This is a genomic window from Marinobacter sp. UBA5687, from assembly GCF_002420325.1.
GTDB lineage: Bacteria > Pseudomonadota > Gammaproteobacteria > Pseudomonadales > Oleiphilaceae > Marinobacter > Marinobacter nauticus.
On record NZ_DIHV01000057.1, the window covers coordinates 25,080 to 51,367 of the forward strand.

The 26,288-nt window shown below is 59.6% G+C and carries 26 protein-coding genes and 1 tRNA gene; 16 read left to right on the forward strand and 11 right to left on the reverse strand.

Annotated features, from left to right (window positions below):
* Positions 1-41: 41 nt before the first annotated feature.
* The 6 genes from B3Y70_RS06040 (at position 42) to B3Y70_RS06065 (ending at position 4,899) form a co-directional block, all read left to right on the forward strand.
* Entirely contained in the window at positions 42-797 is a 756-nt protein-coding gene (locus B3Y70_RS06040) for a CDP-alcohol phosphatidyltransferase family protein (RefSeq protein WP_153739982.1), read from the forward strand.
* Positions 778-1,380: a YceI family protein gene (locus tag B3Y70_RS06045; RefSeq protein ID WP_199453889.1), complete on the forward strand. Its 603-nt coding sequence runs from the start codon at positions 778-780 to the stop codon at positions 1,378-1,380. Before B3Y70_RS06040 ends, B3Y70_RS06045 begins: the two co-directional genes overlap by 20 nt.
* Positions 1,381-1,509: 129 nt before the next feature.
* Positions 1,510-2,574: a hypothetical protein gene (locus B3Y70_RS06050; protein WP_288589404.1), complete on the forward strand. Its 1,065-nt coding sequence runs from the start codon at positions 1,510-1,512 to the stop codon at positions 2,572-2,574.
* 40 nt (positions 2,575-2,614) lie between these two features.
* Positions 2,615-3,703, forward strand: a complete 1,089-nt coding sequence (locus tag B3Y70_RS06055; RefSeq protein WP_288589406.1) for a hypothetical protein — start codon at positions 2,615-2,617, stop codon at positions 3,701-3,703.
* A gap of 116 nt (positions 3,704-3,819) precedes the next feature.
* Positions 3,820-4,779 (forward strand): DMT family transporter, encoded by a 960-nt coding sequence (locus tag B3Y70_RS06060; protein WP_153739986.1) that lies wholly within the window; start codon positions 3,820-3,822, stop codon positions 4,777-4,779.
* A 43-nt stretch (positions 4,780-4,822) separates the two neighbouring features.
* A tRNA-Val gene (locus tag B3Y70_RS06065) sits at positions 4,823-4,899 on the forward strand.
* Positions 4,900-4,964: 65 nt separating this feature from the next.
* On the opposite strand, the gene B3Y70_RS06070 is transcribed toward B3Y70_RS06065, so the two are convergent.
* From B3Y70_RS06070 to B3Y70_RS06110, 9 genes are all read right to left on the reverse strand, one after another.
* Entirely contained in the window at positions 4,965-5,909 is a 945-nt protein-coding gene (locus tag B3Y70_RS06070) for an isopenicillin N synthase family dioxygenase (RefSeq protein WP_288589407.1), read from the reverse strand.
* The gene (locus B3Y70_RS06075; protein WP_288589408.1) at positions 5,909-6,415 is read right to left on the reverse strand and encodes an ureidoglycolate lyase; all 507 of its coding nucleotides are present in this window, start codon (positions 6,413-6,415) and stop codon (positions 5,909-5,911) included. The genes B3Y70_RS06070 and B3Y70_RS06075 overlap by 1 nt, the downstream gene beginning before the upstream one ends.
* Positions 6,412-7,434 carry an allantoicase gene (gene alc, locus B3Y70_RS06080; RefSeq protein ID WP_288589409.1) on the reverse strand — a complete coding sequence of 341 codons (1,023 nt, stop codon included), beginning with the start codon at positions 7,432-7,434 and terminating at the stop codon, positions 6,412-6,414. Before alc ends, B3Y70_RS06075 begins: the two co-directional genes overlap by 4 nt.
* Positions 7,427-8,383 (reverse strand): allantoinase PuuE, encoded by a 957-nt coding sequence (gene puuE, locus B3Y70_RS06085; RefSeq protein WP_286894612.1) that lies wholly within the window; start codon positions 8,381-8,383, stop codon positions 7,427-7,429. Before puuE ends, alc begins: the two co-directional genes overlap by 8 nt.
* On the reverse strand, positions 8,380-9,051 hold the full coding sequence (locus tag B3Y70_RS06090) for a TetR/AcrR family transcriptional regulator (protein ID WP_022989073.1): 672 nt from the start codon (positions 9,049-9,051) through the stop codon (positions 8,380-8,382). Before B3Y70_RS06090 ends, puuE begins: the two co-directional genes overlap by 4 nt.
* Before the next feature lie 69 nt (positions 9,052-9,120).
* Positions 9,121-9,897, reverse strand: a complete 777-nt coding sequence (locus tag B3Y70_RS06095; RefSeq protein WP_153739991.1) for an outer membrane protein OmpK — start codon at positions 9,895-9,897, stop codon at positions 9,121-9,123.
* 59 nt (positions 9,898-9,956) lie between these two features.
* Complete coding sequence (locus B3Y70_RS06100) at positions 9,957-10,877, reverse strand: ABC transporter permease (RefSeq protein ID WP_199453898.1); 921 nt, start codon at positions 10,875-10,877, stop codon at positions 9,957-9,959.
* Position 10,878: 1 nt separating this feature from the next.
* Complete coding sequence (locus B3Y70_RS06105) at positions 10,879-11,988, reverse strand: ABC transporter permease (protein WP_227548814.1); 1,110 nt, start codon at positions 11,986-11,988, stop codon at positions 10,879-10,881.
* Positions 11,972-13,510, reverse strand: a complete 1,539-nt coding sequence (locus B3Y70_RS06110) for an ABC transporter ATP-binding protein (RefSeq protein ID WP_153739994.1) — start codon at positions 13,508-13,510, stop codon at positions 11,972-11,974. Before B3Y70_RS06110 ends, B3Y70_RS06105 begins: the two co-directional genes overlap by 17 nt.
* 235 nt (positions 13,511-13,745) lie before the next feature.
* On the opposite strand from B3Y70_RS06110, the gene xdhA reads away from it, so the two are divergent.
* From xdhA to B3Y70_RS06160, 10 genes are all read left to right on the forward strand, one after another.
* Positions 13,746-15,221 carry a xanthine dehydrogenase small subunit gene (xdhA, locus tag B3Y70_RS06115; RefSeq protein WP_153739995.1) on the forward strand — a complete coding sequence of 492 codons (1,476 nt, stop codon included), beginning with the start codon at positions 13,746-13,748 and terminating at the stop codon, positions 15,219-15,221.
* Complete coding sequence (xdhB, locus tag B3Y70_RS06120; RefSeq protein WP_153739996.1) at positions 15,214-17,568, forward strand: xanthine dehydrogenase molybdopterin binding subunit; 2,355 nt, start codon at positions 15,214-15,216, stop codon at positions 17,566-17,568. Before xdhA ends, xdhB begins: the two co-directional genes overlap by 8 nt.
* Positions 17,565-18,428 carry a xanthine dehydrogenase accessory protein XdhC gene (xdhC, locus tag B3Y70_RS06125; RefSeq protein ID WP_228223473.1) on the forward strand — a complete coding sequence of 288 codons (864 nt, stop codon included), beginning with the start codon at positions 17,565-17,567 and terminating at the stop codon, positions 18,426-18,428. Before xdhB ends, xdhC begins: the two co-directional genes overlap by 4 nt.
* Positions 18,425-18,925: a 2-oxo-4-hydroxy-4-carboxy-5-ureidoimidazoline decarboxylase gene (gene uraD / locus B3Y70_RS06130; RefSeq protein ID WP_228223472.1), complete on the forward strand. Its 501-nt coding sequence runs from the start codon at positions 18,425-18,427 to the stop codon at positions 18,923-18,925. Before xdhC ends, uraD begins: the two co-directional genes overlap by 4 nt.
* Positions 18,922-19,257 (forward strand): hydroxyisourate hydrolase, encoded by a 336-nt coding sequence (uraH, locus tag B3Y70_RS06135; RefSeq protein WP_286894609.1) that lies wholly within the window; start codon positions 18,922-18,924, stop codon positions 19,255-19,257. Before uraD ends, uraH begins: the two co-directional genes overlap by 4 nt.
* A 5-nt stretch (positions 19,258-19,262) precedes the next feature.
* Complete coding sequence (gene guaD / locus B3Y70_RS06140; RefSeq protein WP_286894608.1) at positions 19,263-20,642, forward strand: guanine deaminase; 1,380 nt, start codon at positions 19,263-19,265, stop codon at positions 20,640-20,642.
* Positions 20,643-20,646: 4 nt separating this feature from the next.
* Positions 20,647-21,849, forward strand: a complete 1,203-nt coding sequence (locus B3Y70_RS06145) for a urate hydroxylase PuuD (protein WP_286894607.1) — start codon at positions 20,647-20,649, stop codon at positions 21,847-21,849.
* A gap of 215 nt (positions 21,850-22,064) precedes the next feature.
* Positions 22,065-23,105, forward strand: coding sequence for an ABC transporter substrate-binding protein (locus B3Y70_RS06150; RefSeq protein ID WP_153740001.1), 1,041 nt, complete (start codon positions 22,065-22,067; stop codon positions 23,103-23,105).
* Positions 23,106-23,160: 55 nt separating this feature from the next.
* A complete protein-coding gene (locus tag B3Y70_RS06155; protein WP_286894606.1) occupies positions 23,161-23,943 on the forward strand; it encodes an ABC transporter ATP-binding protein in 783 nt (260 codons plus the stop codon).
* Entirely contained in the window at positions 23,943-24,725 is a 783-nt protein-coding gene (locus B3Y70_RS06160; RefSeq protein ID WP_022989087.1) for an ABC transporter permease, read from the forward strand. Before B3Y70_RS06155 ends, B3Y70_RS06160 begins: the two co-directional genes overlap by 1 nt.
* A 72-nt stretch (positions 24,726-24,797) precedes the next feature.
* On the opposite strand, the gene B3Y70_RS06165 is transcribed toward B3Y70_RS06160, so the two are convergent.
* Both B3Y70_RS06165 and B3Y70_RS06170 read right to left on the reverse strand, forming a co-directional pair.
* Complete coding sequence (locus B3Y70_RS06165; RefSeq protein WP_286894605.1) at positions 24,798-25,865, reverse strand: BMP family ABC transporter substrate-binding protein; 1,068 nt, start codon at positions 25,863-25,865, stop codon at positions 24,798-24,800.
* Between the two features lie 221 nt (positions 25,866-26,086).
* On the reverse strand, positions 26,087-26,260 hold the full coding sequence (locus B3Y70_RS06170) for a DUF2897 family protein (protein WP_153740005.1): 174 nt from the start codon (positions 26,258-26,260) through the stop codon (positions 26,087-26,089).
* Positions 26,261-26,288: the final 28 nt, after the last annotated feature.

Consider the following 26,288-nt stretch of genomic DNA (forward strand, 5'->3'; position numbering starts at 1 on the left):
CTTGCGAACGCCACTCACAGGCTATACGGACGCAATGGCGTATGGATTCCACCAGCACCTCAATGAAAGGAAGTTTCAGCCCCATCAGTGATCTGATCCTGGGAATGCTGGGCCTGGCTGGCGTTTCGTTTTTTCTGGCCAAAGCCTTTGGTCTGCCAACCGGCTTCTGGCTAATCACCTTTGCGTTCTATCTCGGGCAAAGTGTCCTTATCCTCCGGCACTGGCGGTGGAGGGCCGACTTCGGCTGGGCCAACCGCGCCACGCTGCTGCGCTCGGTTCTGGTGCTGGCGCTGGTTGGCTGGGCTCCGTTCCTCGGCGACCACTCATCTTCAGCAACTTCACCCGCGCTCTGGAGTTATGCGGTTATCAGCCTGATCGCCCTGTTGTTGGACGGTGTCGACGGAAAAATCGCCCGGGCAACAGGAAGCCATAGCGCCTTCGGTGCCCGTTTCGATATGGAGCTGGACGCGCTCTTTATCCTCGGGCTGTGCGTTGCCACACTGGCTCTGGAGAAAGCCGGTAGCTGGGTACTTGCCCTGGGTCTGATGCGCTATCTGTTCATATTGGCCGGTTGGCCGTTGCCCTGGCTGAATAACCCGCTGCCAGACAGCTTCCGACGGAAGACCATCTGTGTCTGGCAGGTGGTCACTCTGATGGTAGCTGTTGTTCCCATTACCCCTGCACTGTTTGCCAGCGTAACACTCGGGCTCGCTCTGGTATTACTTGCCTGGTCCTTTTTTCTGGACGTGCGCTGGCTCTTCCAAAGGAGACAAAATCATGAAACTGTCATTTCCTGAAGCACTGGCAACCTCGATTCTGCTGACGATGGCTACGAGTGTCTATGCAGAGCCGGCGAAGTTCGAAGTGGACGAAGAGCACTTCTCCATGAGCTTTGAAATCATGCACATCGGCTACGCCCCGGTGATGGGCATGTTCCGGGATATTGAAGGTCAGTTTGAATACAACGAAGAAACCGGAGAACTGAATTCCGGGAAGCTGGTTTTCAAAGCCAGCAGTGTCTTTACCAACCACGATAAACGGGACGACCACCTCCGCAAGCCCGATTTTCTGGACGCCAGCAAACACCCGGACATTACCTTCGTAGTGAGTGACTTTGAAAAAACCGGGGACAATACCGGCATAGTGACCGGTGACCTGACCTTGCTGGGGCAGACCCGGCCGGTCGACGTGAACGTTACCCTCAACAAAGCGGCGGAGTATCCCATCGGTCATGAGGACTACACCCTGGGCATCAGCGCAGAGGCTGTCATCAACCGCAGCGATTGGGGCATGACCTACGGCCTGGAAAACGGACTGGTGGGAGATGAGGTGCGGCTGCGCTTCGGCTTTGAGGCCATCAAAGACAGTGGCTGGTTCTGAGTTTGAGAACCGTCTCGCAAAACGACACAAAACCTCTGCTATTCCGGCCTAATTTTTTGCCGTTTAAGACAATCCGATCCTATGGTTAAAAGTTAACCAAGCCTTCAATAACAATAACGGGGTCTGACAATGCCGTACCGGGCATTAAGCCTAACCCTGGCCATCACCGCCGGTGTGGCCGGCACCGTGTGGCTGCTCTCTGCCGAGAACGAGGGCAGCTTCCGGGGCCTTCAGCAAGACACCACCACTTCCGTTCCGGAAACGGTTTCCAGTCAGGAGTCGGCCGCCGAGGCCAAACCTGCCGCGCCTGTTTCCAAACCACCCTCCGATAACGCATTGGGGTTCATGCTGGCAAGTGTCGCAGACGAATACCAACAGACCATTCGGTACCCGGACTATTCGGTGCCGCTGACCAAAGCTCAGGCAGAGGCTTACCAGGGTAACCGCTACCACCCGGTCGTGCTTCCGCTGGAGGGCGATGGCAGATTTGTAGTGACGCTGGACAAATTCCGCTTCAGCCAGGGTGAGCCGATTCTGGTGGTAGCGTCCCTGAAAGGTCGCCAGGTGTTCGGCCAGTCTCTGTCCGCCACCCTGGAGACCGCCGTAGAGCGGGACCGGGTAGCCTCTGCCGAGCTGGAGAATGCAGACCCCGGTTATTACCAGGGCACCGTCAGTTCTGATCATACTCCCGGCGAGTACCGGTTGATTGTGGAAGCCCGGGTAGACGGCAAGCCCGTTCGACATGTGTCTTCACTGACCATCGAACCCGATCTGGGCAGCTTCGAGGGTCTGGAGACTGCCTATGTATCTGGGAACGACCTGGTCATCCCCGTGCGCTTCGACCCGGAGCAATCTGGCTATTACGCCCTCTCTGCACAGCTCTACAGCGGCGAAATCCCGCTGGCCCAATTGCAACAGGAAACGTCTCTGGGCAGCAGCTCGGCCCTCATTCGCCTGAAAGCCCATGGCAGCGTGTTAGCCAATCGCGACATTCAGGGCCCCCTGCAACTCAGGCATTTGCAGATACGCCGGTTACCCGCCACACCGGGCGACCGCACCGATTACGCCTTCGGCCCCGAGGAAGGCTATGAATTTTCACCGCCGGATCTGGACGGCCTCCGAGACCAGCCGGCGATGAATCCCGAATCAGAGCAACGGGCCGCCCTGCTCCGGCAGCTGGCGGACAAGTTCTGATAACACCACAACAATAAATCGGAAAGAAACGGAGCAACCAATGACAATGAAAAGAAGAGGATGCCTGAAGAAAACCGCCCTCGCGACAGCGCTGGCTGGCGGCCTGTTTGCCACTGGCGCAAGTGCGCAGTTGGCCGGCCACAATGTGATCCTGGTTCACGGCTTCATGATGGATGATCTGTCCAATCCACCGGCCAACTTCCAGGAAGTCCAGCAGGCCGGCGAAGATAACTGGCGGGAATACTGGCTGAACCGGGCCGAAGCCCGTATCGACTGGGCCAGCAATGGCCGGGTAGAAGGCCAGATCGCCCAGCAGGCTTTTCAGCAACTGCGGCAGATCAGTCAGCAAGGGCTGTGTAATGACTACTTCGTTGTTGTTACCCACTCCACCGGCGATCTGGTAACCCGCCATCTGCTGGAAAACCAGGCGCGCTGGCTGCAATCGGAAGGCCTGCAACCGCTGAAAATCCTGGCAGTACTGGACATGGCCGGTGCCGGTGGTGGCACGGAACTGGCCGACCTGGCCGTGAGCATTGCCTACAACGACAGCTGGTACAACTGGCCGGTGAAACAGGCGGTCAAAGCCTTTACCGGCATTGACCCGGAGCCGGATAATCTGGGTGTGGTCAACGACTTGCAGACCAACGTTGCCCGCAACCTGGCCGTCAGCCCCAACAGCATTCCGCGCCTGCGGTTCGTTGGCGGTGGCTCATCCTACGGAGGTATCACCAAACCCTTTATTGATGGCACCGACGATGGCGTTGTTCCCACCCATTCAGCCTGCGGAGCAACCAATGCCAGCGGTATTGATTCCTGCTCCAACAGCATCAGCCTGGCCGGTAAAGTCAGCGGACAGAACGGCCCGTCCGGGTTGTATTACAACCACTACCCGGTGCTAATGAGCGAGGGCGCAAACCATGGCGACGTGATCAATACCCAGACCGGCAACACCGCTGTCCCCGTGGTGAACAACACCACCCTGAACGGCCTGCGTGTGGACTTTGCCAGCCGCACCTACAATCAGCGTGCGTGGTGGCAGTTCTGGGGCTCTGGCGACCAGTACATTGAAGTGCCGAACTCCAGCCAGACCAGCCTGTCCAATCTTGTATACACCACACTCAACAACTGATCGATCGTTGTTGCAAAGGCTCAGGGATGAGCCACTCCCTCGGTTTTCGCTGCTATCTTTTTTAATTCGCAAACTATAGATTGAGCCCTCTGATTTTTATTGATGCCGGTTCAATCATGTCTGACGCCCACAAATCTGATCTTTACCTGGTACTCGTTACCCTGCTGGCGGCGATTGGCTGGATGCTGTCTAAAGAGGCAGTTTTAATGATGCCGCCCCTGATGTTCATGGCGGCTCGCTTTCTGATTGCCGGCTCCTTTCTCGCCCTGCTGGCCTTACCCTCGCTGTTAAGGCTTACCCGGGACCAGATACTCCGAAGCCTGGGTGTGGGCTTTGTGTTCGGCATTGCCATGACCTGCTGGATCATGGGGCTGTATCACACCGACAGCATGGGCGAAGGCGCGTTTCTGACCAGCCTGGGCGTGGTGATTGTCCCGATCATTGCCCGTACAGTATTTGGCGAACAGCAGCCTTTGAGCACCTGGCTGGCGATACCGATTGCGGTGGCCGGTCTGGCGCTTTTGTCCCTCGAAAACGGCTTCAGGCCAGACCCGGGGCAGCTCTATTTCGTTCTGGCGGCAACCATCTTTGCCCTGTACTTCACGCTCAATACCCGCGCCGCCAACCAACGCATCGTGGTCGACAAGCAAGGCAAATCGGTGGAGAAAAAGAAAGTACCGGCACTGCCGCTGACGGCCATTGCCCTGCTTACCGTTGGGACCGTGACCCTGGCGGAGTCCGCCATCAGCGAGCGTTGGACTCACACACTGACCAACCCCGAACCCATGCTCTATGTCTGGGTACTGGCCAGTGCCTTGATTGCCACAGCTGGACGTTTTCTGTTGCAGACCTATGCCCAGAGCCTGTCGGTGAACAGCCACGGTGTAGTGATACTGGTACTGGAACCGGTGTGGGTTGCTGTCTTCGCGGTTGCCTGGTTCGGCGAGACCATGACCCTGCTGCAAATAGCCGGCTGCGCGCTGATTTTTGCCGCGCTTCTGGTCAATCGCTGGAACGCCCTGAGCCGCGCCATCAAGGCCCTGATGAAAGCGAAAAATCCCCCGCAAAGAGGTTGACCAGGGCACCCGAAATCCGTATATTTCCACCCCGTTGCAGGACAGGACCATAGCTCAGTTGGTTAGAGCGCTACCTTGACATGGTAGAGGTCCGCGGTTCGAATCCGCGTGGTCCTACCAATCCTGCAGAAGAAGTCGCTTACAGCTTTGCTGGGCGGCTTTTTTTGTGCCTGCAACATTCAGTCTCATTCCTTCCGATGTTCATACGTTGCGTTCAACCGCCCGGCAAGGTAGTCCGAACATCGTATCGGCTCATACTTGGGCGCTTCGTTCGGTTTTACATCCCGGGGGTCCACCACCGCATCCGGCTCCACTTCCAGGAAAAACGCCACGGAGTAACGTTCGCGCTCTGGCGCTTTCACCCTGTGCGGAGTTGAAAGATAGGTGTCGTTAGTCCAGCGCATCAGGCAGTCACCAATATTGCACACAAACGCGCCCGGGACGTGGGGAGCATCCAGCCACTGTCCTGTCCGGCTGCGCACCTGCAATCCGGCGACACCATCAGTGGCGAGAATAGTGATGTTGCCATAATCCGTATGAGTGCCAGCTCCTGCATCTTCCCGGACATGGGCATCCGACCCAGGCGGATAACGGAGCATTCTCAAAGTCGCGATTGGCTGCTCCAAATGGCGTTCAAAAAAGGTTTCCGGCAGACCAAGGTCCAGGCTAAAGCCACGATGGATCAGGCGACCAAGTTCCAGGCATTCATCAAAATAACCCAGCGCCCCGGCCTTCCAGCCCTCAATCGGCGGCCAGAAATTAACACCCCGGAACGGCTTTCCTGCCAGCACATCTGGGTGGTCTGCCGGGAAATCGGTGCCAATGTTGAAGGCCTCTTTCCGGTCTGCGCCGGCTTGCGGATTCAGTCTTTCATCCGCCAGCGCCACATAACCGCGATTGTGCGGAGACAACCTGATCGACATCTGCTGCTTCTGCTCGGCTGGCAACTGGAATACCTGCCTGGCCAGATCAAATACGTTATGACAAACACCCTCCGGGATGCCGTGATCGCTAACATAGAAAAAGCCGATATCACGACAGGCCCGTCCTAATTCCGCCGCCGTTGCCTGGCGCTCAGCCAGATCAGGGCCGCGTAAACCTTTCAGCGAAATCACAGGTAACTCATTCATCAGTCATCCTCAGGCATAACCGGTTGTATTGGGGTCTTCAGCATTACTTCGTCGCAGTTGGCCCCCGGACCAGCGCGATCCACCACCAGATAGTCGGAGTCAGCTTCCAGAGGCAGCAGCGGCGCGTGCCAGGTACCCGGCCGGTAGTTCACACCCTGCCCGCTTCTGGCTAGGAAAACCCTCACCGCCGTTTCATCAAAGTTGCCGGGAGGTGCCACCACCGCCAGGAAGTCGCCACCGCCCATTGGCACAAACGCCTGACTCCCGAGGGGGTGTCGTTCCATCATGTGGATCTCCAGCGGTGAAAGCGGCTGGCCCCGGAAAATGGAGAGGATTGCCCGGGCGCCATCGCCCAGACACTCGATACTCGCCAGGTTGTGGAATCGCTCAGTCCGGCCCTGGTTGATCAACAAAGGTGCCGGGCCGTGAGTGTCAATTACGTCACCGAAGGGCTCGAAAGCTTCGCGGGTGAGCCGCTCAACCGCTATTAGTCGTAACACGCTCACAGAACCGGCTTCCCGAATAACCGAAGCCGACTTACACCACCGTCCGGAATCATGTTGAAGCGGATGTGAGTTATGGCTCCAAGCTCCTTGAGGTCCGTGAACTTCATTATGGCATCCGCCTCAAGGGACTGGCGCTCCATTAAGGTCGGCCAGAACATGCTCTGGGTGACCAACGAAGCGGCCGTGCCCTCATCGGCTTCCACACACGCTGCCTGAATCGAGCATGCAGCCGGAAAGTTGCCTTTGAAGTGCGCCGTGTCTACCTCAATGCTTTCCGGAATACCTTTATGGCCGAGGGCCAGAATGCACCAGTCATTGCCTGGTTCTCGCCGACGCCGTGTTTCCCAGCCATCGCCCATATTGATGCCCCGCCCGGGGCGTAACAGTTTTCTGGGCTCACCATAGTGGGCGTCGCTCCAGGCCACCTGGTCGGCACCGCATTCCAGGGCCAGCAGGTTAATAGATTGGCCGGGGGCTACCTGGCTCCAGTCTACCCAGGGCCTGCCATAAACCCGCAGGCGCGCAAGCCCGCCGTCCGGGTAGATGTGCAAACGCACATGGGTCCAGGGCTGGTCAGAGGTAATGGCACAAAACCGGTGGTCGTTGCCGGCCAGTTCGGTAGCCGGTACCAGCGGAACCCACTCGCTGTTGCCATCAGGCGCGGCGGCAGGGCTGTAACAGGCTTCCAGTGATGCCGCCGGTGGGAAGTTACCGGTAAAGAAACTGGTGTCAAAGTCCACACCGGTCAGCACGCCCGGCATGGCCAGCCGGACAATGCACCAGTCGTGGCCTGTGGTCCGCCGCCGGCGGGTTTCCCAGCCGTCCATCCACTTGCCGTGGTCGTCGTAACGATCGGGGTAGAAAGCGGCCGGTTCAGGTGACAGCATTCGTTCGCGGGGAGCAAAGAACTCGTCGGTGACTTCCAGAACCTCGGCCCCCAGAGAACTGTCGGCCAGGTTAAGCCCCTGCCGGGCGAACTCAGGGCCTTCGGGTAAAGGGGCAATCATTACATCAGTCATGGCAGATACTCGAGGTGGGTTGTGACTCAAAGGGATGGTGCGCTCGCCAGTGCCGGGCAATATCAACCCGGCGGCACACCCATACCCGGTCTTGCTGTTCGAGGTAGTCAAGAAAACGCTGCAAGGCGCGGAATTTTCCGGGCCGGCCGATCAGGCGGCAATGCAGCCCAACCGACAGCATCTTCGGCACCTCTAGCCCTTCGGCATACAACACGTCGAAACTGTCTTTCAGGTACTGGAAGAACTGTTCGCCGGTATTGAAGCCCTGGGGTGAGGCAAACCGCATGTCGTTCGCTTCGAGTGTATAGGGAACCACCAGATGGGGATGTTTATGGCCATCGGAGCTGGAAACTTCCGTCCAGAATGGCAGGTCATCGCCATAGTAATCGCTGTCGTACAGGAAGCCCCCGGTCTCAACCACCAGTCTGCGAGTATTAGGGCTGTCACGGCCGGTGTACCAGCCAAGCGGGCGCTCGCCAGTAAGTGCCTGGTGCTGCTCTATGGCAAGCTGCATGTAGCACCGCTCTTCGGACTCACTCATCCCCTGATAATGAATCCAACGCATGCCATGGCAGGCGATTTCATGGCCGTCTTCAATAAACGCTTTGACCACCTCCGGGTTGCGGGCCATGGCCATGGTCACACCGAATACGGTCAGCGGCAGCCCACGGCGCCGAAATTCCCGCAACACCCGCCAGACCCCGGCGCGGGAGCCGTACTCGTACAGCGACTCCATACTCATGTGCCGGTCACGGTAAGGCGCGGCACCGATGATATCCGATAGAAAGGTTTCCGAGTGTTCGTCGCCGTGCAGCACGCAGTTCTCGCCGCCTTCTTCGTAATTCAGTACAAACTGCACCGCGATACGTGCATTACCGGGCCACTGCGCGTGGGGCGGATGTTCACCGTAACCGCACATGTCCCTTGGGTAGGCTTTACCTTCATTCATCCAGGTCGCTCCAGGCCGCAGCCTCTTAGAATAACGTCAACAAGAAAATCTGCGGCATGCTCGAAGTCCCTTGGCTCGTACTCTGCCTTGTTTTCCACCATCAGGATTTGCACCTGAAAATCGGCATAATGCTGGGTCGACGACCAGATCAGGAAAATCAGCTGTACCGGATCCACCGGCGCCATCCTGCCCTCATCAATCCAGTGCTGGATTACCGACGCCCTGCCCCGCACCCACTCGCGCATGTTGGTGCGCAGGTGGTCGAGCAAGAAGGGCGCGCCCTGAATGATTTCCATGGCAAACAATCGTGACGCTAGCGGGTATTGCTGCGACATGTTCACCTTGGTGCGAATAAAGGTTTCCAGTGCAGTAGCCGGATCGTCGTCCGGTTTTATTTCCGAGAATACTTTGTTCCAGCGCAGCAGAATGTCGTCGAACATGGCGCTGTACATGCGTTTTTTGTTGCTGAAGTAATAAAGCACGTTGGACTTCGGCAAGCCGGCCCGTTCAGCAATATTCTGGATGGTGGTGCCCTTGTAGCCGTGCAGGGCAAACTCCTGCTCGGCCGCCTGCAGAATGGCTTCCCGGTTCCGCTCCCGGATCCGGCCAGGCCGGTAGCTCCGGCCCGCTTCAGATGTGTTCTGCTGCACTGACAGTGATCTGGTCATGGTTCACTCACTTGTTGTCCGGTGATTCAGGAGTCCACCCTTTCCATTCCGATGGACTCCTGAAATGGATCAAAAGTGGAATTTCACCAGTGCGCTGACTGAACTCTGGGTGTCTACCAGCGTCTCGTTCAGGCCAAACTTGTTGTTCCAGTACTGGTACTCAATACCGGCGTAGAGCACGCCCGGGTTGCCCATGAAGTTACCCACGTCCAGCTTGATCTGGGGCGTGAACTGGAACTCGGACTCGTGATCACTGGCCGAGGTGGACCAGTCGATGTAACCATCCACCAGGAATTTCGCCGCACCCACATCAAACGGCAGGCCCCAGGTGACCGTCATCTGCCAGTCATCACTGATCTCGCTGTTATCAACGTAGTAGAAAGATGTAGTGAAGTAACGGAACGCAGGCACGTCCCACGCCAGGCCGAAACCGTACATGTAGTTGTTTGCCTCGGTACCGCCGCCAAATTCGTACTGCCCGGCCAGGGTGATGTCTTTCACCGGCCCGAACGACAAATCCTGGCCTGTCAGCCAGCTGCCGCTGATATTGGGCGCGAATTCACCGTATACGTTGTCGGTACCTTCAAGGTCTCCCTGAGGCTGCTCCCGGTCGATAAAGAAGAAGGTGCCACCCCAGTTGTGGGCGGTCACGTTCTCGAACGTAAAGTAGGTCGCCTCGTATTCCACTCCCCCGTTACCACCGGCGTCGAACTGAACGCCCTGGTAATCGGCACTGTGCAGGATGGAGATACTGGAGCCACCGAAGAACTTCTCGGCATGGGCAGCAGGCGCAAAACAGGCTGCAGCAACGCAGCTTGCGATCAGGGTTTTACGAAGTGCTTTCATGGCATAGCCTCTCTGGTTACTTTTTTGGGTCATCGGTTGTTAGCAGTACATCGTTTTAGTTAATGTCCCGGCCGGTAGGGCTGGCCAAGAGACAGCGGGGTGTTCAACCGGGTGCGTACCGGGTCGAACGACAAAAGAATCAGCATCAGGATGGTGACCACGTAGGGCAGCATCGCCAGCAACTCGGTGGGGCTGCGCCAGCCCAGCCCCTGGAGCACCAGGTGAAGAATGGAGGCCGCCCCGAACAGGTAAGCACCCAACAGCAAGCGCCCGGGGCGCCAGCTGGCAAACACCACCAGCGCCAGCGCTATCCAGCCCCGGCCTGAGGTCATGTTCTCGGTCCACATTGGGGTGTAGGCCAGCGACAGATAGGCACCGGCAAGGCCGGCCATGGCCCCGCCAAAGGCCACCGCAAGGTAACGCACGGTGAGTACCCGCAAGCCATTGGCGTTGGCCGCACCTGGCGACTCCCCAACGGCCCTCAGAACCAGGCCGCCGCGGCTGAAGCGCAGGAACAGAGCAACACCTGCAAACACCAGCCAGGAAAAATACACCAGCAAATCCTGGGTGAAGAGCGCCCGACCCAGCACTGGAAGATCACTCAACAGGGGGATCGCAATTTTTTCAAAACCCTCGATGGACTGGCCGACAAAGCCGGCACCCACGAAGGCGCTCAGGCCCGTGCCGAAGATGGTTAACGCCAGCCCGGCGGCGTACTGGTTGGCGGAGAGGGTCACTGCCATAACGGCGAACAACATCGACATCGCCAGCCCGGTCAGCATGGCGACAACAACCCCGGCGGCCAGGCTGCCGGTAGACAAGGTCGCGATGAACCCGGCCACCGCGCCCATCAGCATCATGCCCTCCTGCCCCAGGTTGAGAACGCCGGAGCGCTCACAGATCAGTTCGCCCAGGGCCACCAGCAGCAGCGGGGTGCCGGCCACCATCGTGGCGGCAAGAATGTTGGTCAACAGGTCCATATCAGAGCTCCTGGCCGGCCGGGGCGGCGGGTTGGGACAGGCCTGCCGGTAAAGGCCGGCGAAAACGAATCCGGTAGTGAATAAAGGCATCGCAGGTGAGCAGGTAGAATAGCAGCATTCCCTGGAACATGGCGGTCACCGCCTTGGGCATGTTCATGGCAATCTGCAACATCTCGCCGCCAATAAAGGTCAGAGCCAGCAAGGCACTGGCGGCAATAATGCCCAGGGCATGCATCCGGCCCAGAAACACCACAATGATCGCGGTGTAGCCATAGCCCGGCGACACCTGGGGCACCAGCTGTCCGATCGGCCCGGTCACTTCCGCGGCGCCAGCCAGCCCCGCAGTTGCGCCACCAACCAGCAGCGCAAACCAGGTCAGCCGTCTGGCACTGAACCCGGCAAACGCCGCCGCCCGATGATCCTCACCCACCACGTTCAACTGGTAGCCGATGAAGCTGCGGGCAAACAGCACCCATACTGCGACAGCCGCCAGCAACCCGAAGGCCAGGCCGATGTGCAGCCGCGTGCCGTTAATCAGCGCTGGCAACAAAGCCGCATCGGCAAACATCACCGACTGGGGAAAGCCAAACCCGTAGGGATCTTTCAGGGGCCCGTGCACCGCATAGAGCAGCAGGTTCAGGGCGATGTAATTGAGCATGATGGTGGTGAGGATTTCGTTGCAGTTCAGGTGAGTCTTGAGAAACGCCGCAATCGCCGCCCATGCCATACCACCGGCAATGCCCGCCAGCAGAACCGCCGGCAAAACCAGGAATCCACCGGCCTCCCCCACCGAAACCGCAACAGCACTGGCCGCCACCGCGCCAATCAGGAAATGGCCCTCGGCACCGATATTCCAGATTCTGGCCCGGAAGCAGACCGTCAGCCCGGCGGCACACAGCAACAAAGGCGCGGTTTTCAGGCCCAGCTCGGCAAGTCCGGTGAGGTCACTGATCGGCGTGATAAAGAAGAAGGTCAGGGCCTGGATCGGGTCTTTACCCATGCCGAGGAATAACAGGAAGCCGGTTGCGACCGTCAGGGCCAGGGCCAGCAGAGGCGATAACCAGCGCAGGGTGGTAGAGGCTTCAGGGCGGCGCTCAAGCTGCAGCATCAGCAAACTCCTCCGCCTTGAAGTTTCCCGCCATCCACTGCCCGAGTTGATTTATGCTCAACTCAGAAGCCGGGGCCAATGGTGACAGCCGGCCATTACAGATGGCGCCCATCCGGTGACAGAGCTGGTAGAGCTCATCCAGGTCTTCGGATATCAGCAGGATGGCGGCGCCCTCATCGCGCAGTTTTACCAGCGCCTGATGAATAGCCACCGCCGAGCCCACATCCACACCCCAGGTTGGGTGGGAGGCCACCAGAAGCCTTGGTGACTGACAGGCTTCGCGGCCGAGAATGTATTTCTGCAGGTTGCCGCCGGATAAGCTCGAGGCGCTGCTTTGCTCGCCAGAGCAGCGCACGCCAAAGCGTGAAATGACGTCTCTGGCAAACTCCCGAACCCGTTGCCGCCGAATCACACCACGCCGCACCAGGCTCTGCCCTGCAGCGGTCAGCAACGCATTGTCGGCCAGCGACATCACCGGCACGGCGCCCCGGCCCAGCCGCTCCTCGGGCACCACAGCCAGCCCCCGGGCTCGCCGTGCCCCGGGAGGCAGGCGGTCAATCGCCTCGCCGGTGAAACGAATGGCCTCGCCCTTGAGGGTGATCTCTCCGGACAAAACCTTGAGCAGTTCCTCCTGTCCGTTTCCGGCCACCCCGGCAATGCCGACGATCTCGCCTGCGCGCAAGGAAAAACCGATGTTCTTCAGGCTGGTGCCGAAAGGGTCATCCGTTTGCCAGCTCAGCTCCTGCACCTGCAGCAGGGTGTCACCCGGTTGGGCAGCGCTGACCTGGGTTGAAATCGGGGTATCGTCGCCCACCATCAGGCGGGCGATGTCTGAGGCAGATAAGTCTTTCGGCTGGCAATGTCCGCTCACCCGGCCCTGGCGCAACACCGTGGCCTGATCGCACAGGCTTCTGACTTCCTCCAGCTTGTGGCTTATAAACAGAATGCTGCAGCCGTCCCTGGCCAGTTTGCGCAACGTTTTGAACAGTGTGGCCACTTCCTGGGGTGTCAGTACCGAAGTGGGTTCGTCCAGGATCAGCAGGGTACTTTCCTGAACCAGGCAGCGGACAATCTCCACCCGTTGCCGCTCCCCCATAGACAAGGTGCTGACAAAGCGCCGGGGGTCCAGTGCCATCCCATAGTGTTCGGACACCTCCCGGATACGCTGCTCCAGTGCGCCCCGGTCGCGAACCTCATCTGCCGGCAGGCCCAGCGCAATGTTTTCCGCCACGGTCAGGGTTTCAAACAAAGAGAAGTGCTGAAAGACCATGCCTATGCCCAACTGCCGGGCCCGGGCAGGGTTCTCCACTGTCACCGGGTGGCCATTCCAGACAATACGACCGGCATCCGGCTGAACCACGCCATAGATGATTTTCATCAGCGTGCTTTTGCCCGCGCCATTCTCCCCCAGCAGGGCGTGGATCTCGCCGGCGCCCACAGTAAGGTCTACGCCGTCGTTAGCCCGGCATCCCGGGTAATCTTTCACGATCCCCTGCAGCTTTAACCTCTGAGCAGAAACTGCCATTCCCGGTCTCCTCGTAGTCTGGGTCAGGTCCGGCCATAAAGAATCTGACCAACCAATCAACATTTGGTAGCTGAGCAATAACCTTGCCAAAAATGAATTGGTGCTTGATTTGAACAGAGCTAACCAGTTGGTCAGCTTTTTGCAGAAGCTCTGGAAAAGAAACTGATCCTGGCGCCTGCCTTATAGGTGCAAGGCCCCGGAATCCCCTTTCCAGACAGCAGAAGCGGAGACCAAGGTGATCGAATTTGTTCTCAACGGCCGTGCCGAAAAAATTGACCAGGCCGACCCAAACCAGAGCATTCTGGAGTGGCTACGCACCAAAAAGCGGCTTACCGGTACCAAAGAAGGCTGCGGCTCCGGAGATTGCGGCGCCTGCACCGTGATTACCGGGGCGCCAGACAAGAACGGTCAAATTCGCTATGAAGCCATTAACAGTTGCATCACCCTGATTGGCAGCCTGCAGGGCAAGCACCTGCTGACCATTGAAGCCTTTCGGGAACAGCCGGCACACCCGGTTCAGCAGAGCCTGATGGACTGCCACGGGGCACAGTGCGGTTTTTGCACCCCGGGCATTGTCATGTCATTGATTGCCCTGCACAGCGAATCTGCACCGGGCGACGCCGACGACCACAAACTGATGGAGGCCCTGGCCGGAAACCTGTGTCGCTGTACCGGCTACCGGCCGATCATGGAAGCCGGCCGGCAGGCGCTGGTGCAAAGCTGGCAACCTGGCTCCGATAACCACCCTGCCCGGTATCTGGCCAGGGCCGATAAAGCGGATGGGCTCGCAACGGTTGACGACACCTCGATGACCAGTCTGGAAGCCCGGAACGGCAATCAATACTACGCCCCGGCAGCCCTGCCTCAGCTCAAACGCCTGTTGCGCGCTCACCCGGATGCCCGGCTGATTGCCGGAGGTACGGACCTTGTGCTGGAGATCACCCAACAGCTGAAAACCCTGCCCAAGCTGATTAGCCTGGAGCGAGTGCGGGAACTGAATGGCTGCCAGCTGGAAGAAAACCACCTGGTGATCGGGGCCGCCACCCCCTACCGGCAGTTCCACAGCCAGCTGTCCGGGCTCTGGCCGGCCTTCGACCACCTGCTGGAACGGCTAGGCTCATTGCAGGTGCGCAACCGGGGTACCCTCGGCGGCAACATCGCCAACGCCTCCCCCATTGGCGATATGCCGCCGGCATTGATAGCGCTCGATGCCACCCTGGTACTGGAAGGCCCGGAGGGGGCCAGGGAACTCCCGGCAGAACAGTTCTTCAAGGGCTACCGGCAAACCGACCTGCAGCCCGGCGAGTTTGTCCATTCCATCCACATCCCCGTTCCCGAGCCCAACCAGCGCCTGTTCATCTATAAGGTTTCAAAACGGCTCGATGACGATATCTCCGCGGTGCTCGGAGCTTTCCGGCTGACCCTTCGGAACGGTGTGGTTCAGGATTGCCGACTCGCCTACGGCGGTATGGCCGCAACCCCTGCCCGCGCACGCCTTACAGAAGCCGCGCTGCTGGGCAAACCCTGGAATCAACGTTCTGTTGAGCAGGCTATAAAAGCGCTGAGCGACGACTTCTCCCCGTTGACCGACGTGCGGGCTTCTTCCGCTTACCGGTTACAGGTCGCGGGCAATCTGCTTTACAGGGCACTACTCGAAAACTCCGACCTGCATCACCGGGATACCCCGCTCATGGTGACCGACTATGCGTAAACTTCCGCTCAATACCCCCACCCCGGCCCACAGCGCTCTGGGCGTAGTGGGCACCGGCGTCGAACACGACAGTGCCTGGCTGCATACCAGTGGCCAGGCCCGGTATATCGATGACCTGCCTGCCCCCGAAGGCCTGCTGCACGCGGCCGTGGGCCATAGCGAACAGGCCCATGCCCGGATTCTGGAGATGGACCTGTCCCGGGTTCTTGCCAGCCCCGGCGTTGTCGCGGTCATTACCGCTGCCGATGTACCCGGCCACCTGGATATCGGCCCGGTGTTCCCCGGTGATCCGGTGCTGGCCCAGGACACGGTTGAACACATCGGCCAGCCGCTGTTCGCCGTTGCCGCGACCAGTCACGAGGCGGCCCGCAAAGCGGCCCGCAAAGCCATCGTGAACTATCAGCCACTGGAAGCCGTCATCACCGTTCAGGATGCCCTGGAACACCAGCTGTTTGTGCGGCCGGGCCGGCGCCAGCAACGGGGTGACCCGGACCAGGCCATCGCCGGCGCCCGCCACCAGCTTAAAGGCCAGCAACACATCGGCGGTCAGGAGCACTTTTATCTGGAGGGCCAGGCCTGCCTGGTGGAGCCCACCGAAGATGGCGGCATGTTCGTCCATACCTCCAGCCAGCACCCCAGTGAGGTGCAGAAGCTGGTGGCCGAAGTGCTGGGCTTGCCCATCCATTGCGTGCAGGCTGAAGTACGCCGCATGGGGGGCGGCTTTGGTGGCAAGGAAACCCAGGCAGCACCGCTGGCCTGCGTGGCGGCACTGCTGGCCCGGGTGACCGGCTGCCCGGTCAAATACCGCTTGTCGCGCTCAGACGACATGGTGCAAACCGGCAAACGCCATGATTTCTTCAACACCTACCACATCGGTTTTGACGACTCGGGGCTGATCAAAGGCGCGGACCTTATGGTGGCCGGGCGCTGCGGTTATTCTCCGGACCTTTCAGATGCCATTGTCGACCGGGCCATGTTCCATGCCTGCAACGCCTACTACCTGGACCAGGCCCGGGTGGTTGGCCACCGGTGCAAGACCCACACGGTATCAAACACCGCGTTCCGGGGCTTTGGTGGGCCCCAGGGCATGATGATCATCGAACAGGCCATGGACGACATTGCCCGCCATCTGGGCAAAGACCCCCTGGATATCCGCAAACTCAACCTATTCGGCCCCGGCCGCGATGTCAGCCACTATGGCCAGACCATCGAACAACAGGTGCTGCCGGAACTGATCGCACAACTGGAACGCAGCTCCGCTTACCGCCAGCGGCGCCAGGAAATCATTGCCCTGAATGCCCGCAACCCGGTGCTGAAACGCGGGCTGGCGCTGACCCCGGTGCAGTTCGGCATCTCCTTTACCGCAAAACACCTGAACCAGGCCGGTGCACTGGTGCACATCTACACCGATGGCAGCATTCAGGTAAATCACGGCGGTACCGAGATGGGCCAGGGCCTGTACATCAAGGTAGCGCAGGTGGTCGCAACCGCCTTTCAGGTGGACGTGGCGCGGGTCAAGGTTTCCGCTACCCGCACCGATAAGGTACCGAACACCTCCCCCACGGCGGCCTCTTCCGGTTCCGACCTCAATGGCATGGCTGCGCTTGATGCCTGCGAAAAGATACTGGGTGGCCTGACCGCCTTTGCTTCATCCCACTGGAATGTGCCGGAAGAACACGTGCGGTTCCATGCTAACCAGGTTCATATCGGAGACCACTGCCTGAGTTGGGAAGACTTTATCCAGACCGCCTACATGCACCGGATATCCCTGTCCTCCAGCGGCTTCTATGCCACACCGAAGATCCACTATGACCACGACGCCGGTCAGGGCCGGCCGTTTCTGTACTACACCAACAGTGCCGCCTGCTCCGAGGTCGTAGTCGACACCTTGACTGGTGAATACCGGGTGCTGCGTACCGACATTCTGCACGATGCCGGGCGCTCCCTGAACCCGGCCATCGACATGGGTCAGATTGAAGGCGGCTTCATTCAGGGCATGGGCTGGCTCACCACGGAAGAGCTGGTGTACAGCGCCGAAGGCCGGTTACTGACCACCGGCCCAGCCACCTACAAAATTCCCGCCGTTTCCGATTGCCCGCCAGACCTGCGGGTAGCGCTGCTGAAAGACAGCCCCAACCACGAAGCCACGGTATTCCACTCCAAAGCCGTGGGCGAACCCCCGTTCATGCTTGGCATTTCAGTGTGGAGCGCGCTTCGCGACGCGGTATCCAGCCTCAGCGACTACCGCTTCAGCCCGCCACTGGACACGCCGGCGACACCGGAACGTGTACTGAATGCCGTTACCGAAACCCGGCGCTGGGTAAACCAACAGGAGAACGGACAATGATGGCAACGCCCCTTAACTGGCACCAGGCGGTCGCCCTCTGTGAGCAGCGTGGTGAGCCCTATGCCCTGATCACCGTGCTGGGTGTGACCGGCTCGGTACCGCGGGAGCCCGCCACCAAAATGGTGATCACCGGAGAACACTGTTACGACACCATTGGTGGCGGCCATCTGGAGCACCGCATCTGCCAGCAGGCCCGGGAGCGTCTGGCCAAGGGCCTTTACCGGAGTGAACTGGCGCATTTTCCCCTGGGCGCAAGCCTTGGCCAGTGCTGCGGCGGCAGTGTGTCGGTGCTTCTGGAAACCCATCCGGGTAGCCAACAACAACTGGTGATCTTTGGCGCCGGCCACGTGGCCAGGGCCCTGGTGACCATCCTGGCGGAACTGCCCTGGCGCGTTACCTGGGTTGACCCGCGACCAGAGCAGTTTCCAGCCGGGCCACCGGCCAATGTCCGGATTCACCACACCGATGACCCCGCCGGCGATGCACCTGAACTTTGCAACCAGCAGCAGGTGTTGATTGTCACCCACAATCACCACCTGGATTTCGAGCTTTGCCGGGCTCTGCTCACAGCCGGCACCGCCGCCGGTATCGGGCTGATCGGCTCTGCCACCAAGGCCGAACGTTTTCGTCAGCGCCTGGCCCATCGCGGTTTTTCGGATACCGACATTGCCCGCATCCGCTGTCCTGTGGGGCGGTCCGACGTGCCGGGCAAACGCCCTATGGAAGTCGCGGTTTCCATCATGGCCGAGCTGCTCACCCTGACGGCAGAGCCTGGCAACCCTGCGCCCAAACGGGGCATATCCTGGCAGCAACTCAAAGGCCTGCTACCCGACAAAGAAACCGGAGACCTCCCTTTATGAACCTTGGCGATTTCAATCAACTGCCAGCAGCCGAGGCGGAACCACTGCTGCGGAACTGCTGCGCAGCAGATACCTGGGTGCAAGGCATGCTCAACGCCCGACCTTTCACTGATCGCGGCAGCCTCTACGCCGCGTGCCGGCAACTCTGGCCGCAGTTGACGGAAGCCGACTGGCTGCAAGCGTTCGAGGCCCATCCCAGAATCGGCAACCTTGCCAGCCTTCGGAAAAAGTACGCCAGCACCCGCACCCTGGCCGGCGACGAGCAGGCCGGCACCCGGCAGGCGGATGAAGACACCCTGCAAAGACTGAGCACCGGCAACCAGGCTTACCTGGACAAGTTCGGATTCATTTTCATTGTCTGTGCCACCGGCAAAAGCGCCCCGGAGATGCTGGAACTGCTGGAACAGCGCCTGTGCAACACCCGGGCCGAGGAGCTGCAGAACGCGGCACAGGAGCAGGCAAAAATAACCGAATTACGACTGGAGAAACTGCTATGAGCCCGATCACCACCCACGTTCTCGATATCGGCAGCGGCAAACCGGCCGCAGGTGTTCGGGTTGTGCTGGAACGGATCATCGAAGGCGGCCCCCAACTCATGGCCGAAGGCGCTACCGACCAGGATGGCCGGATCACCTCATGGTTATCCGGCCCGGTCGATTCCGGTCATTACCGGCTGCGCTTTGCCACCGGCGACTGGTACCAAAAGCGCAAGCTGGACTGCTTCTACCCGGAAGTGACCATCGACTTCACCGTTGCCGACACCGATAGCCACTACCACGTGCCCCTGCTGTTGAACCAGTGGGGCTATTCCACTTACCGGGGGAGCTGATAGACGTGGACCCATTACTTGCGTTTCCGGCGGGATGCCAGGCTTACCGGGGCAACATCCTCCATTTTCTCAACGACCCGGGCAACGCCCCCGAGCCCGAACCTGACAGTTACGAGTACTACCCGGACGGCCTGCTGGTCGTTCACCAGGGCCGGGTACTGGCCACGGGGCCGGCCCCCGAACTCATATCACGCCTGCCCGGCGGAACCGATATCCGGCACTGGCCCGAGGGCCTGATTATGCCGGGCTTTATCGACACCCACGTGCATATGCCGCAACTGGCGGTGATGGCCAGTTACGGCACCCAGCTTCTGGACTGGCTGGAGACCTATACCTTCCCTCATGAAGCAAGGTTCTGTGAGGCCGGCTGGGCCAGGGGCGAAGCCGACCGGTTTCTGGATTTGCTGTTGCGCCATGGCACCACCTCTGCCCTGGTGTTCTGCACCTCGCACCCGGCCTCGGTTGATGCGGTGTTTGAGGGCGCACAAAGCCGGGGCATGGCCCTGACCGCCGGCAAGGTCATGATGGACAGGAACGCGCCGGCGAACCTGACCGACACAGCCCGGGAAAGTTATCGGGACAGCTGCGAACTGGCCAAACGCTGGCACAACCGCGGTCGCCTTCGCTACGCCATCACCCCCAGATTTGCCATTACCTCAAGCCCGGAACAACTGCAGCTGGCTGGTGAGCTGGCACAGGCATTCCCGGACGCCCTGATCCAGACCCACTGGGCTGAGAATACCGGTGAAATCGAACTCACCCGGCAACTGTTCCCGGAGCGACACAGCTACCTGGATGTGTACGACCACTATGGTTTGCTGGGCCGGAATACGGTGCTTGCCCATGGCATCCACATTGCCGACGAAGACCGCCAGCGGCTGGCACAAACAGGCACGTCCATCGCGTTTTGCCCCACCTCCAACACCTTCCTGGGCAGCGGCCTGTTCGATCTGGGCTCCGCCCGCGCTGCTGGTGTTCAGGTCGGGTTGGCGTCAGACGTCGGCGGCGGCACCAGCCTGTCCATGCTGGCCACCATGGCAGAGGCCTACAAGGTGTGCCGGCTCAGGGGCCAGACACTGACACCCTGGCTGGCTTTCTACCTGGCCACATTGGGTAATGCCAGGGTTCTGCAGCAGGAAGACCAGACGGGTAATTTCCGCCCCGGTAACCAGGCCGATTTTGTGGTTCTGGACCCGCTTGGCGCACCCATCACGGCGATGAAACACCGTGCCGGCCAAAGTCTGCAGGAATTGCTCTTTGACCTGATGATTCTGGGCGATGACCGGGCCATTGCCGCAACTGCCGTCGCCGGCCAGCTTCTCTGGCAGCGCCCTGACGCAGACGAACAACCTGCCCCCCTTTCTTTGACGGCAACAGGAGCCTGACCCTATGGAGGCGTATCTCACTGAATGGCTTGGGCTGATTATTCGCTGGTTTCATGTGATTGCCGGCGTCGCCTGGATTGGCGCATCTTTCTATTTTATCTGGCTGGACAACCACCTTCGGGAGCCGCCGGAATGGAAGCAAGCCAGGGGCATCAAGGGTGACCTTTGGGCCATACACGGTGGTGGCTTTTATGAAGTGGCCAAATACCATCTGGGCCCGGAGCAGATGCCCAGGGAACTGCACTGGTTCAAATGGGAAGCCTACAGCACCTGGCTCAGCGGCATGGCCCTGCTGCTGTTGGTTTACTATCTGGGCAGCCCCGGCTACCTGCTGGACCCGGCCAAAGCCGGTCTCGGCGCCGGCACCGGCGCCGCCCTCGGGCTGGCCAGTATCGCCGCGATGCTTGGCATTTATGAGCTGATGATCCGCAGCCCGCTGGCCGGCAATGGCAAGCTGTTCGGCGCCCTGCTCTACGCACTCCTGGTGTTTGCTGCCTGGGGCCTGTTCCAGATCTTCAGTGGCCGGGGCGCGTTCATTCATATCGGAGCGATGATCGGCACCCTGATGGTAGCCAACGTGTTTCTGGGCATCATGCCCTCACAGCGCGCCCTGGTGAGCGCGGTTCGCGAGGGCAAAACACCGGGGCCGGAGGTTGCCCGGCTGGCAGACCTCGCCAAGCTGCGTTCCACTCACAACAATTACCTGACCCTGCCGGTGCTGTTCATCATGATCAGCAACCACTACCCCATGTTGTATGGCCACCCCGAAGGCTGGGCCATTCTGGCGGCCATCGGTTTTATCACCGCCTTTGCCCGTCACTATTTCAACCTGAAACACCGGGGCATCCATAAGCCCGGAATACTGGTGCTTTCTGCCTTGCTGACCCTGGCTCTGGTATGGGCCCTCGCCCCTGACAACCGCAATTCTGACGCCGCTGTTGAACGCGTTGTGGCTACCGATACCGAGGTTTCCGGTCTGCTCCGCCAGCACTGTACCGCCTGCCATGCCCGGGAGCCGGCGCATCCGGGCTTTCAGGCACCGCCTGCCGGCATCGTACTGGAACAGCTGACTGACCTGCTGGCCCATTCCGCCCGGGTGCAGCAAGCAGCCGTCCGCACCCATTACATGCCCCTGGGCAATGCCAGCGGCATGACCGAGCAGGAACGCACCGCACTGGGGGGCTGGCTGGATAACGCTGGCCAATAACGCCCTGGCGGCACCGGTTTGGTCCACAGGGCCAGGCCGGAGCGCCATTTCAGGGCACTCTCTTAACACCCGGTGGAGCCCGGAAGCCAACAAAATAGACCATGTGGTCAGGTTTTGCGGCACTCGGGCCGGTGTTCCGGGACTCTGGTACGGCAATTGCACTTTCCCTGTGAGTACGCAAAACCTCTATTCCAAACACAGCGAGGAACACCTCCATGAAAGCAAAACAGCAAAAGCCCGGCCTGCTCAGGGGGCTGTCAAAAGCCGTCACTCTGGCAGGCGCCTTGGCCGCGAGCACCTTCGCCCAGGCTGATACCGACATTCGGTTTACCCTGGACTGGCGTTTCGAAGGGCCCTCTGCGCCTTTCCTGATGGCACTCGAAAAAGGCTACTTCAAGAGTGAGGGGCTCAACGTCACCATTGATGCCGGTAACGGCTCGGCAGGCGCGGTTACCCGCGTAGCCACCAATGCCTACGACATGGGCTTTGCCGACTTCAGCGCGCTGACAGAAACCACTTCAAAGAACCCGGAAACCGGCGTAACCGCTGTTTATATGGTCTACAACACCATGCCTGCGGCGGTGTTTGCCCTGAAAGACTCCGGCATTGAAAAGCCCGAAGACCTGGCAGGCAAAACTCTGGGCGCCCCCGTTTTCGATGGTGGCCGCAAAGCCTGGCCGTCGTTTGCGCGGCATAACAACCTGGCGGTGGACTCGGTTGAGTGGCAATCGGCCGATCCTGCCATCCGGGAAACCCTGCTCGCCCGGGGTGAGGTAGACGCCATTACCGGTTTCTACTTCACCAGTCTGCTGAACCTCGAAGCCCGCGGCGTGTCCCCGGACAACATCGTGGCGCTGAAATACCCGGATTACGGGGTGGAGTTCTACGGCAATACCATCATTGCCCAGGATGCCTTGCTCGAACAGAACCCGGAGGCGGTCAAAGGTTTTCTGAGAGCCTTCAACAAAGCGCTGAAAGAAACCATCGCAGATCCTGAAACCGCGATTACCTATGTAAAAAAACGGGATGGCCTGATCAAACAGGACCTGGAGCTGCGCCGCCTTAAACTGGCCATGGACAACCACGTGATCACCGAAGAAACCCGCGCGGAAGGTCTGGGCGCCATCACCGAAGCGCGCATGGAGCGGGCCGTGGCGGACATGGTGGCCTCCTATAACCTGGAACCGTCAGACCAACTCACGCAGTTGTTCGACAGCAGCTACCTGCCATCACAGGCAGAGCGCTCGATCGATTGACGCACCTGTGCCCGGGTACCGCGCACCCGGGCTCCCTGGCCTACCGGAGTACCAGATGAACCTTGTCGAGTTTGAGAATGTAAGCATGCGTTACGGAGAGGATGGCCCGCTGGCGATCGAAAACATCTCCCTGAGCGTGAAAGAAAATGAGTTTGTGGCGGTGGTGGGCCCTTCGGGCTGTGGCAAGTCCACCCTGATGAAGCTGGTCACCGGGCTTGCGCCACCGAGCGATGGCTATGTCTATCTGGGGGGCAAGCAAGTGGCGGGCCCGCAGAAGGGTGTTGGCATGGCGTTCCAGGCCTCCAACCTGCTGCCGTGGCGCACGACCCTTGAAAACGTGCTGCTGCCACTTGAGATAGTGGCGGAGTACCGCCACAAGTTCCGCCGGGAAAAAACACAGTTCGAAGAACTGGGGCGCGCCCTGCTCAAGCGGGTTGGCCTTGCCGGCTGCGAACACAAATATCCCTGGGAGCTGTCCGGCGGCATGCAGCAGCGGGCGTCAATCTGCCGCGCACTGATCCACCGCCCCTCCCTGCTGATGCTGGACGAACCGTTTGGCGCACTGGATGCCTTCACCCGTGAGGAACTCTGGTGCATGGTCCGGGATTTATGGCAGGAAGAGCCCTTTACCGTGGTTCTGGTAACCCACGACCTTCGCGAAGCGGTTTTTCTGGCCGATACCGTATACGTCATGAGCAAGGGCCCGGGCCGGATACTGGTTCGCAAGCCGGTAAACCTGCCCCGGCCCAGAGAGCTTTCCGTCACCTACACCGATCCCTTTGCCGACCTGGTGTTCGAATTACGTGACCACATTGGCCGAATCCGGGAGGGATCCTGATGACCCTGGCTCAGCGCAAACGCCTGTTGATGAAAGCCTCGCCCTGGCTATTGCTCCTGTTTCTGGGGCTGTTCTGGGAGCTGCTTTGCTTTGCTTTCCAGATTCCTGACTACCTGTTTCCCGCCCCCACCGATATCTGGCGCTCCTGGCTGGAATACCGGCCACAAATCATTGAGCATGCCACCCAGACCCTGTTCACCACCGTTGTCGGATTCGCCCTTGCCGTGGTATTCGGGCTGGTTCTGGGCATGCTGGTGGGTTCCTCACCGGTAATCTACAAGGCCGTCTATCCGTTGATGGTGGGCTTCAACAGCATCCCGAAAGTGGCTTTCGTGCCAGTGCTGGTAGTCTGGTTTGGCATTGGCACAGTGCCCGCCATACTCACCGCATTTCTGATCTCGTTCTTCCCGGTGGTGGTGAATATGGCCACCGGCCTGGCGACGCTGGAGCCAGAGCTGCAGGACGTTATGCGTTCGCTCGGCGCCAGCCGCATCGATATCCTGAAGAAAGTCGCCCTGCCCCGCTCCATGCCATACTTCTTCGCTTCACTCAAGGTTGCTATCACTCTGGCCTTTGTCGGTTCGGTCATCTCTGAAACGGTAGCGTCCAACGTTGGCATCGGGTACCTGATGCTGTCGGCAAGCTCGACGATGGATATGGGGCTGGTGTTTGCAGGCCTGGTGGTGATCGGCGTCATGGGCGTGGTGATGTACGAACTCTTCGCACTGGTCGAGCGCCGGATGACCGGTTGGGCCACGCGCGGTTCCGACCCTGCGTTCTGAAACACACCCGCCAGTCAGCCAATAAAGAGCCCCATTGATCGGGGCTCTTTTGTCAGTGTCTGATCAGAATCGTTACTGCGGCAGTGCTGCCCCGACGCCTTCCACGAACCAGTTCATACCCGCCAGTTCCTGCTCGGTCATGGTCACCCCGTCTGCCACTTTCAGCTCGCCGGCCTGATCTTTCAAAGGACCGGTAAACGGATGCAGCTCTCCGGCGCTAATGGCGTCAATCACCTGGTTCACAGCAGCCGACTGGTCCTCGCTCAGGCGGTCGCTCAGGCCGATAATCTGGATCATATCTTCGTCAATACCGCCCCAATGGTCCTCCGGCACCCAGGTGTCGTCCATGACTTTCTGCACCTGGTCCACGTAATAAGGACCCCAGTTGTTGGCGACCGATAACAGATGCGCCTCTTTACCAAATTCCCGCATATCAGATGCCTGCCCGACACCCCAGTTACCCCGGCGCAAGGCGGACATCAACGGCGCCGGGCTGTCGGTGTGCTGAATAACCACATCCGCGCCTTGATCCATCATGGCGTTAGCGGCATCCGCCTCTTTGGCCGGATCAAACCAGGTGTTGGCCCAGACTACCTTGATCTCGATGTCCGGGTTCACCGACTTGGCCCCCAGATAAACCGCGTTGATATCGCGAATGACTTCCGGAATCGGGAACGAGGCAATGTAACCCAGCACATTCGACTCGGTTACCAATCCGGCTGCCACTCCCGTTACATAACGCCCCTCGTAGGTCTTGGACAGATAGGTACCAACGTTGTCCGCCTGCTTGTAGCCGGTGGCATGCATGAAGGTGATATCCGGGAACTGTTCGGCAACCCGAATAGTCGGGTTCATAAAACCGAATGATGTGGTAAAGATAACGTCGTTGCCGGCTTGGGCAAGCATGCGAATAGTGCGCTCGGCGTCGGCACCTTCAGCTACGTTTTCCACATAGGTCGTCTCAACCTGGTCACCAAAGTGTGCCTCAACGGCTTTGCGGCCCAGATCATGCTGGTAACTCCAGCCGTGATCGCCAATGGGGCCAACATAGACAAATCCGATCTTCATCGGATCTTCTGCCATGACGGAAGATGACAGGGTCAGTGCAATGGCGGCTGCCAGACTGCGTTTCATGCTCATGCATCGTTCTCCTGAACCATTCTGAAGTTGTGTTGCACCGCCCTAAGCGGGTAACAACTTCAGATGGAGCAAAAAGCTGGCCAATTGTTCAGGTTTTTCAATGCATTGTTTTTAATGAACTTTCTATTTCTGCTTTACCAGAACTCAAAAAAGGCGGCACTATAGTGGTGCGCAATACTCGTACGCAATGCCACACCGACAGGCAAACGCCGGGGCAACCATCACCAGCGATCCTGCTCCTCCTTGTCTGCCTTCTCCTGCTCCGCCTTGCGCTCCCGAATCTTCTCCAGCTTTTCTTTGGGAATCTTCATATTGGCGCTATCACGCAAAAACAGCAGGCTGCCCAACACCAATGCGAATGCACCGAAAAGAAATAGCCAGCCAATTAACGGCATAACCAGTCTCCTTCAATTTCTGCCTTGC

What these genes read in the sequence shown, in the direction of transcription:
- B3Y70_RS06040 (WP_153739982.1), top strand. Translation starts at nt 42, where the DNA reads ATGGATTCCACCAGCACCTCAATGAAAGGAAGTTTCAGCCCCATCAGT.
- B3Y70_RS06045 (WP_199453889.1), top strand. Translation starts at nt 778, where the DNA reads ATGAAACTGTCATTTCCTGAAGCACTGGCAACCTCGATTCTGCTGACG.
- B3Y70_RS06050 (WP_288589404.1), top strand. Translation starts at nt 1,510, where the DNA reads ATGCCGTACCGGGCATTAAGCCTAACCCTGGCCATCACCGCCGGTGTG.
- B3Y70_RS06055 (WP_288589406.1), top strand. Translation starts at nt 2,615, where the DNA reads ATGACAATGAAAAGAAGAGGATGCCTGAAGAAAACCGCCCTCGCGACA.
- B3Y70_RS06060 (WP_153739986.1), top strand. Translation starts at nt 3,820, where the DNA reads ATGTCTGACGCCCACAAATCTGATCTTTACCTGGTACTCGTTACCCTG.
- B3Y70_RS06070 (WP_288589407.1), bottom strand. Translation starts at nt 5,909, where the DNA reads ATGAATGAGTTACCTGTGATTTCGCTGAAAGGTTTACGCGGCCCTGAT.
- alc (WP_288589409.1), bottom strand. Translation starts at nt 7,434, where the DNA reads ATGACTGATGTAATGATTGCCCCTTTACCCGAAGGCCCTGAGTTCGCC.
- puuE (WP_286894612.1), bottom strand. Translation starts at nt 8,383, where the DNA reads ATGAATGAAGGTAAAGCCTACCCAAGGGACATGTGCGGTTACGGTGAA.
- B3Y70_RS06090 (WP_022989073.1), bottom strand. Translation starts at nt 9,051, where the DNA reads ATGACCAGATCACTGTCAGTGCAGCAGAACACATCTGAAGCGGGCCGG.
- B3Y70_RS06095 (WP_153739991.1), bottom strand. Translation starts at nt 9,897, where the DNA reads ATGAAAGCACTTCGTAAAACCCTGATCGCAAGCTGCGTTGCTGCAGCC.
- B3Y70_RS06100 (WP_199453898.1), bottom strand. Translation starts at nt 10,877, where the DNA reads ATGGACCTGTTGACCAACATTCTTGCCGCCACGATGGTGGCCGGCACC.
- B3Y70_RS06110 (WP_153739994.1), bottom strand. Translation starts at nt 13,510, where the DNA reads ATGGCAGTTTCTGCTCAGAGGTTAAAGCTGCAGGGGATCGTGAAAGAT.
- xdhB (WP_153739996.1), top strand. Translation starts at nt 15,214, where the DNA reads ATGCGTAAACTTCCGCTCAATACCCCCACCCCGGCCCACAGCGCTCTG.
- xdhC (WP_228223473.1), top strand. Translation starts at nt 17,565, where the DNA reads ATGATGGCAACGCCCCTTAACTGGCACCAGGCGGTCGCCCTCTGTGAG.
- uraD (WP_228223472.1), top strand. Translation starts at nt 18,425, where the DNA reads ATGAACCTTGGCGATTTCAATCAACTGCCAGCAGCCGAGGCGGAACCA.
- uraH (WP_286894609.1), top strand. Translation starts at nt 18,922, where the DNA reads ATGAGCCCGATCACCACCCACGTTCTCGATATCGGCAGCGGCAAACCG.
- B3Y70_RS06145 (WP_286894607.1), top strand. Translation starts at nt 20,647, where the DNA reads ATGGAGGCGTATCTCACTGAATGGCTTGGGCTGATTATTCGCTGGTTT.
- B3Y70_RS06150 (WP_153740001.1), top strand. Translation starts at nt 22,065, where the DNA reads ATGAAAGCAAAACAGCAAAAGCCCGGCCTGCTCAGGGGGCTGTCAAAA.
- B3Y70_RS06155 (WP_286894606.1), top strand. Translation starts at nt 23,161, where the DNA reads ATGAACCTTGTCGAGTTTGAGAATGTAAGCATGCGTTACGGAGAGGAT.
- B3Y70_RS06160 (WP_022989087.1), top strand. Translation starts at nt 23,943, where the DNA reads ATGACCCTGGCTCAGCGCAAACGCCTGTTGATGAAAGCCTCGCCCTGG.
- B3Y70_RS06165 (WP_286894605.1), bottom strand. Translation starts at nt 25,865, where the DNA reads ATGAGCATGAAACGCAGTCTGGCAGCCGCCATTGCACTGACCCTGTCA.
- B3Y70_RS06170 (WP_153740005.1), bottom strand. Translation starts at nt 26,260, where the DNA reads ATGCCGTTAATTGGCTGGCTATTTCTTTTCGGTGCATTCGCATTGGTG.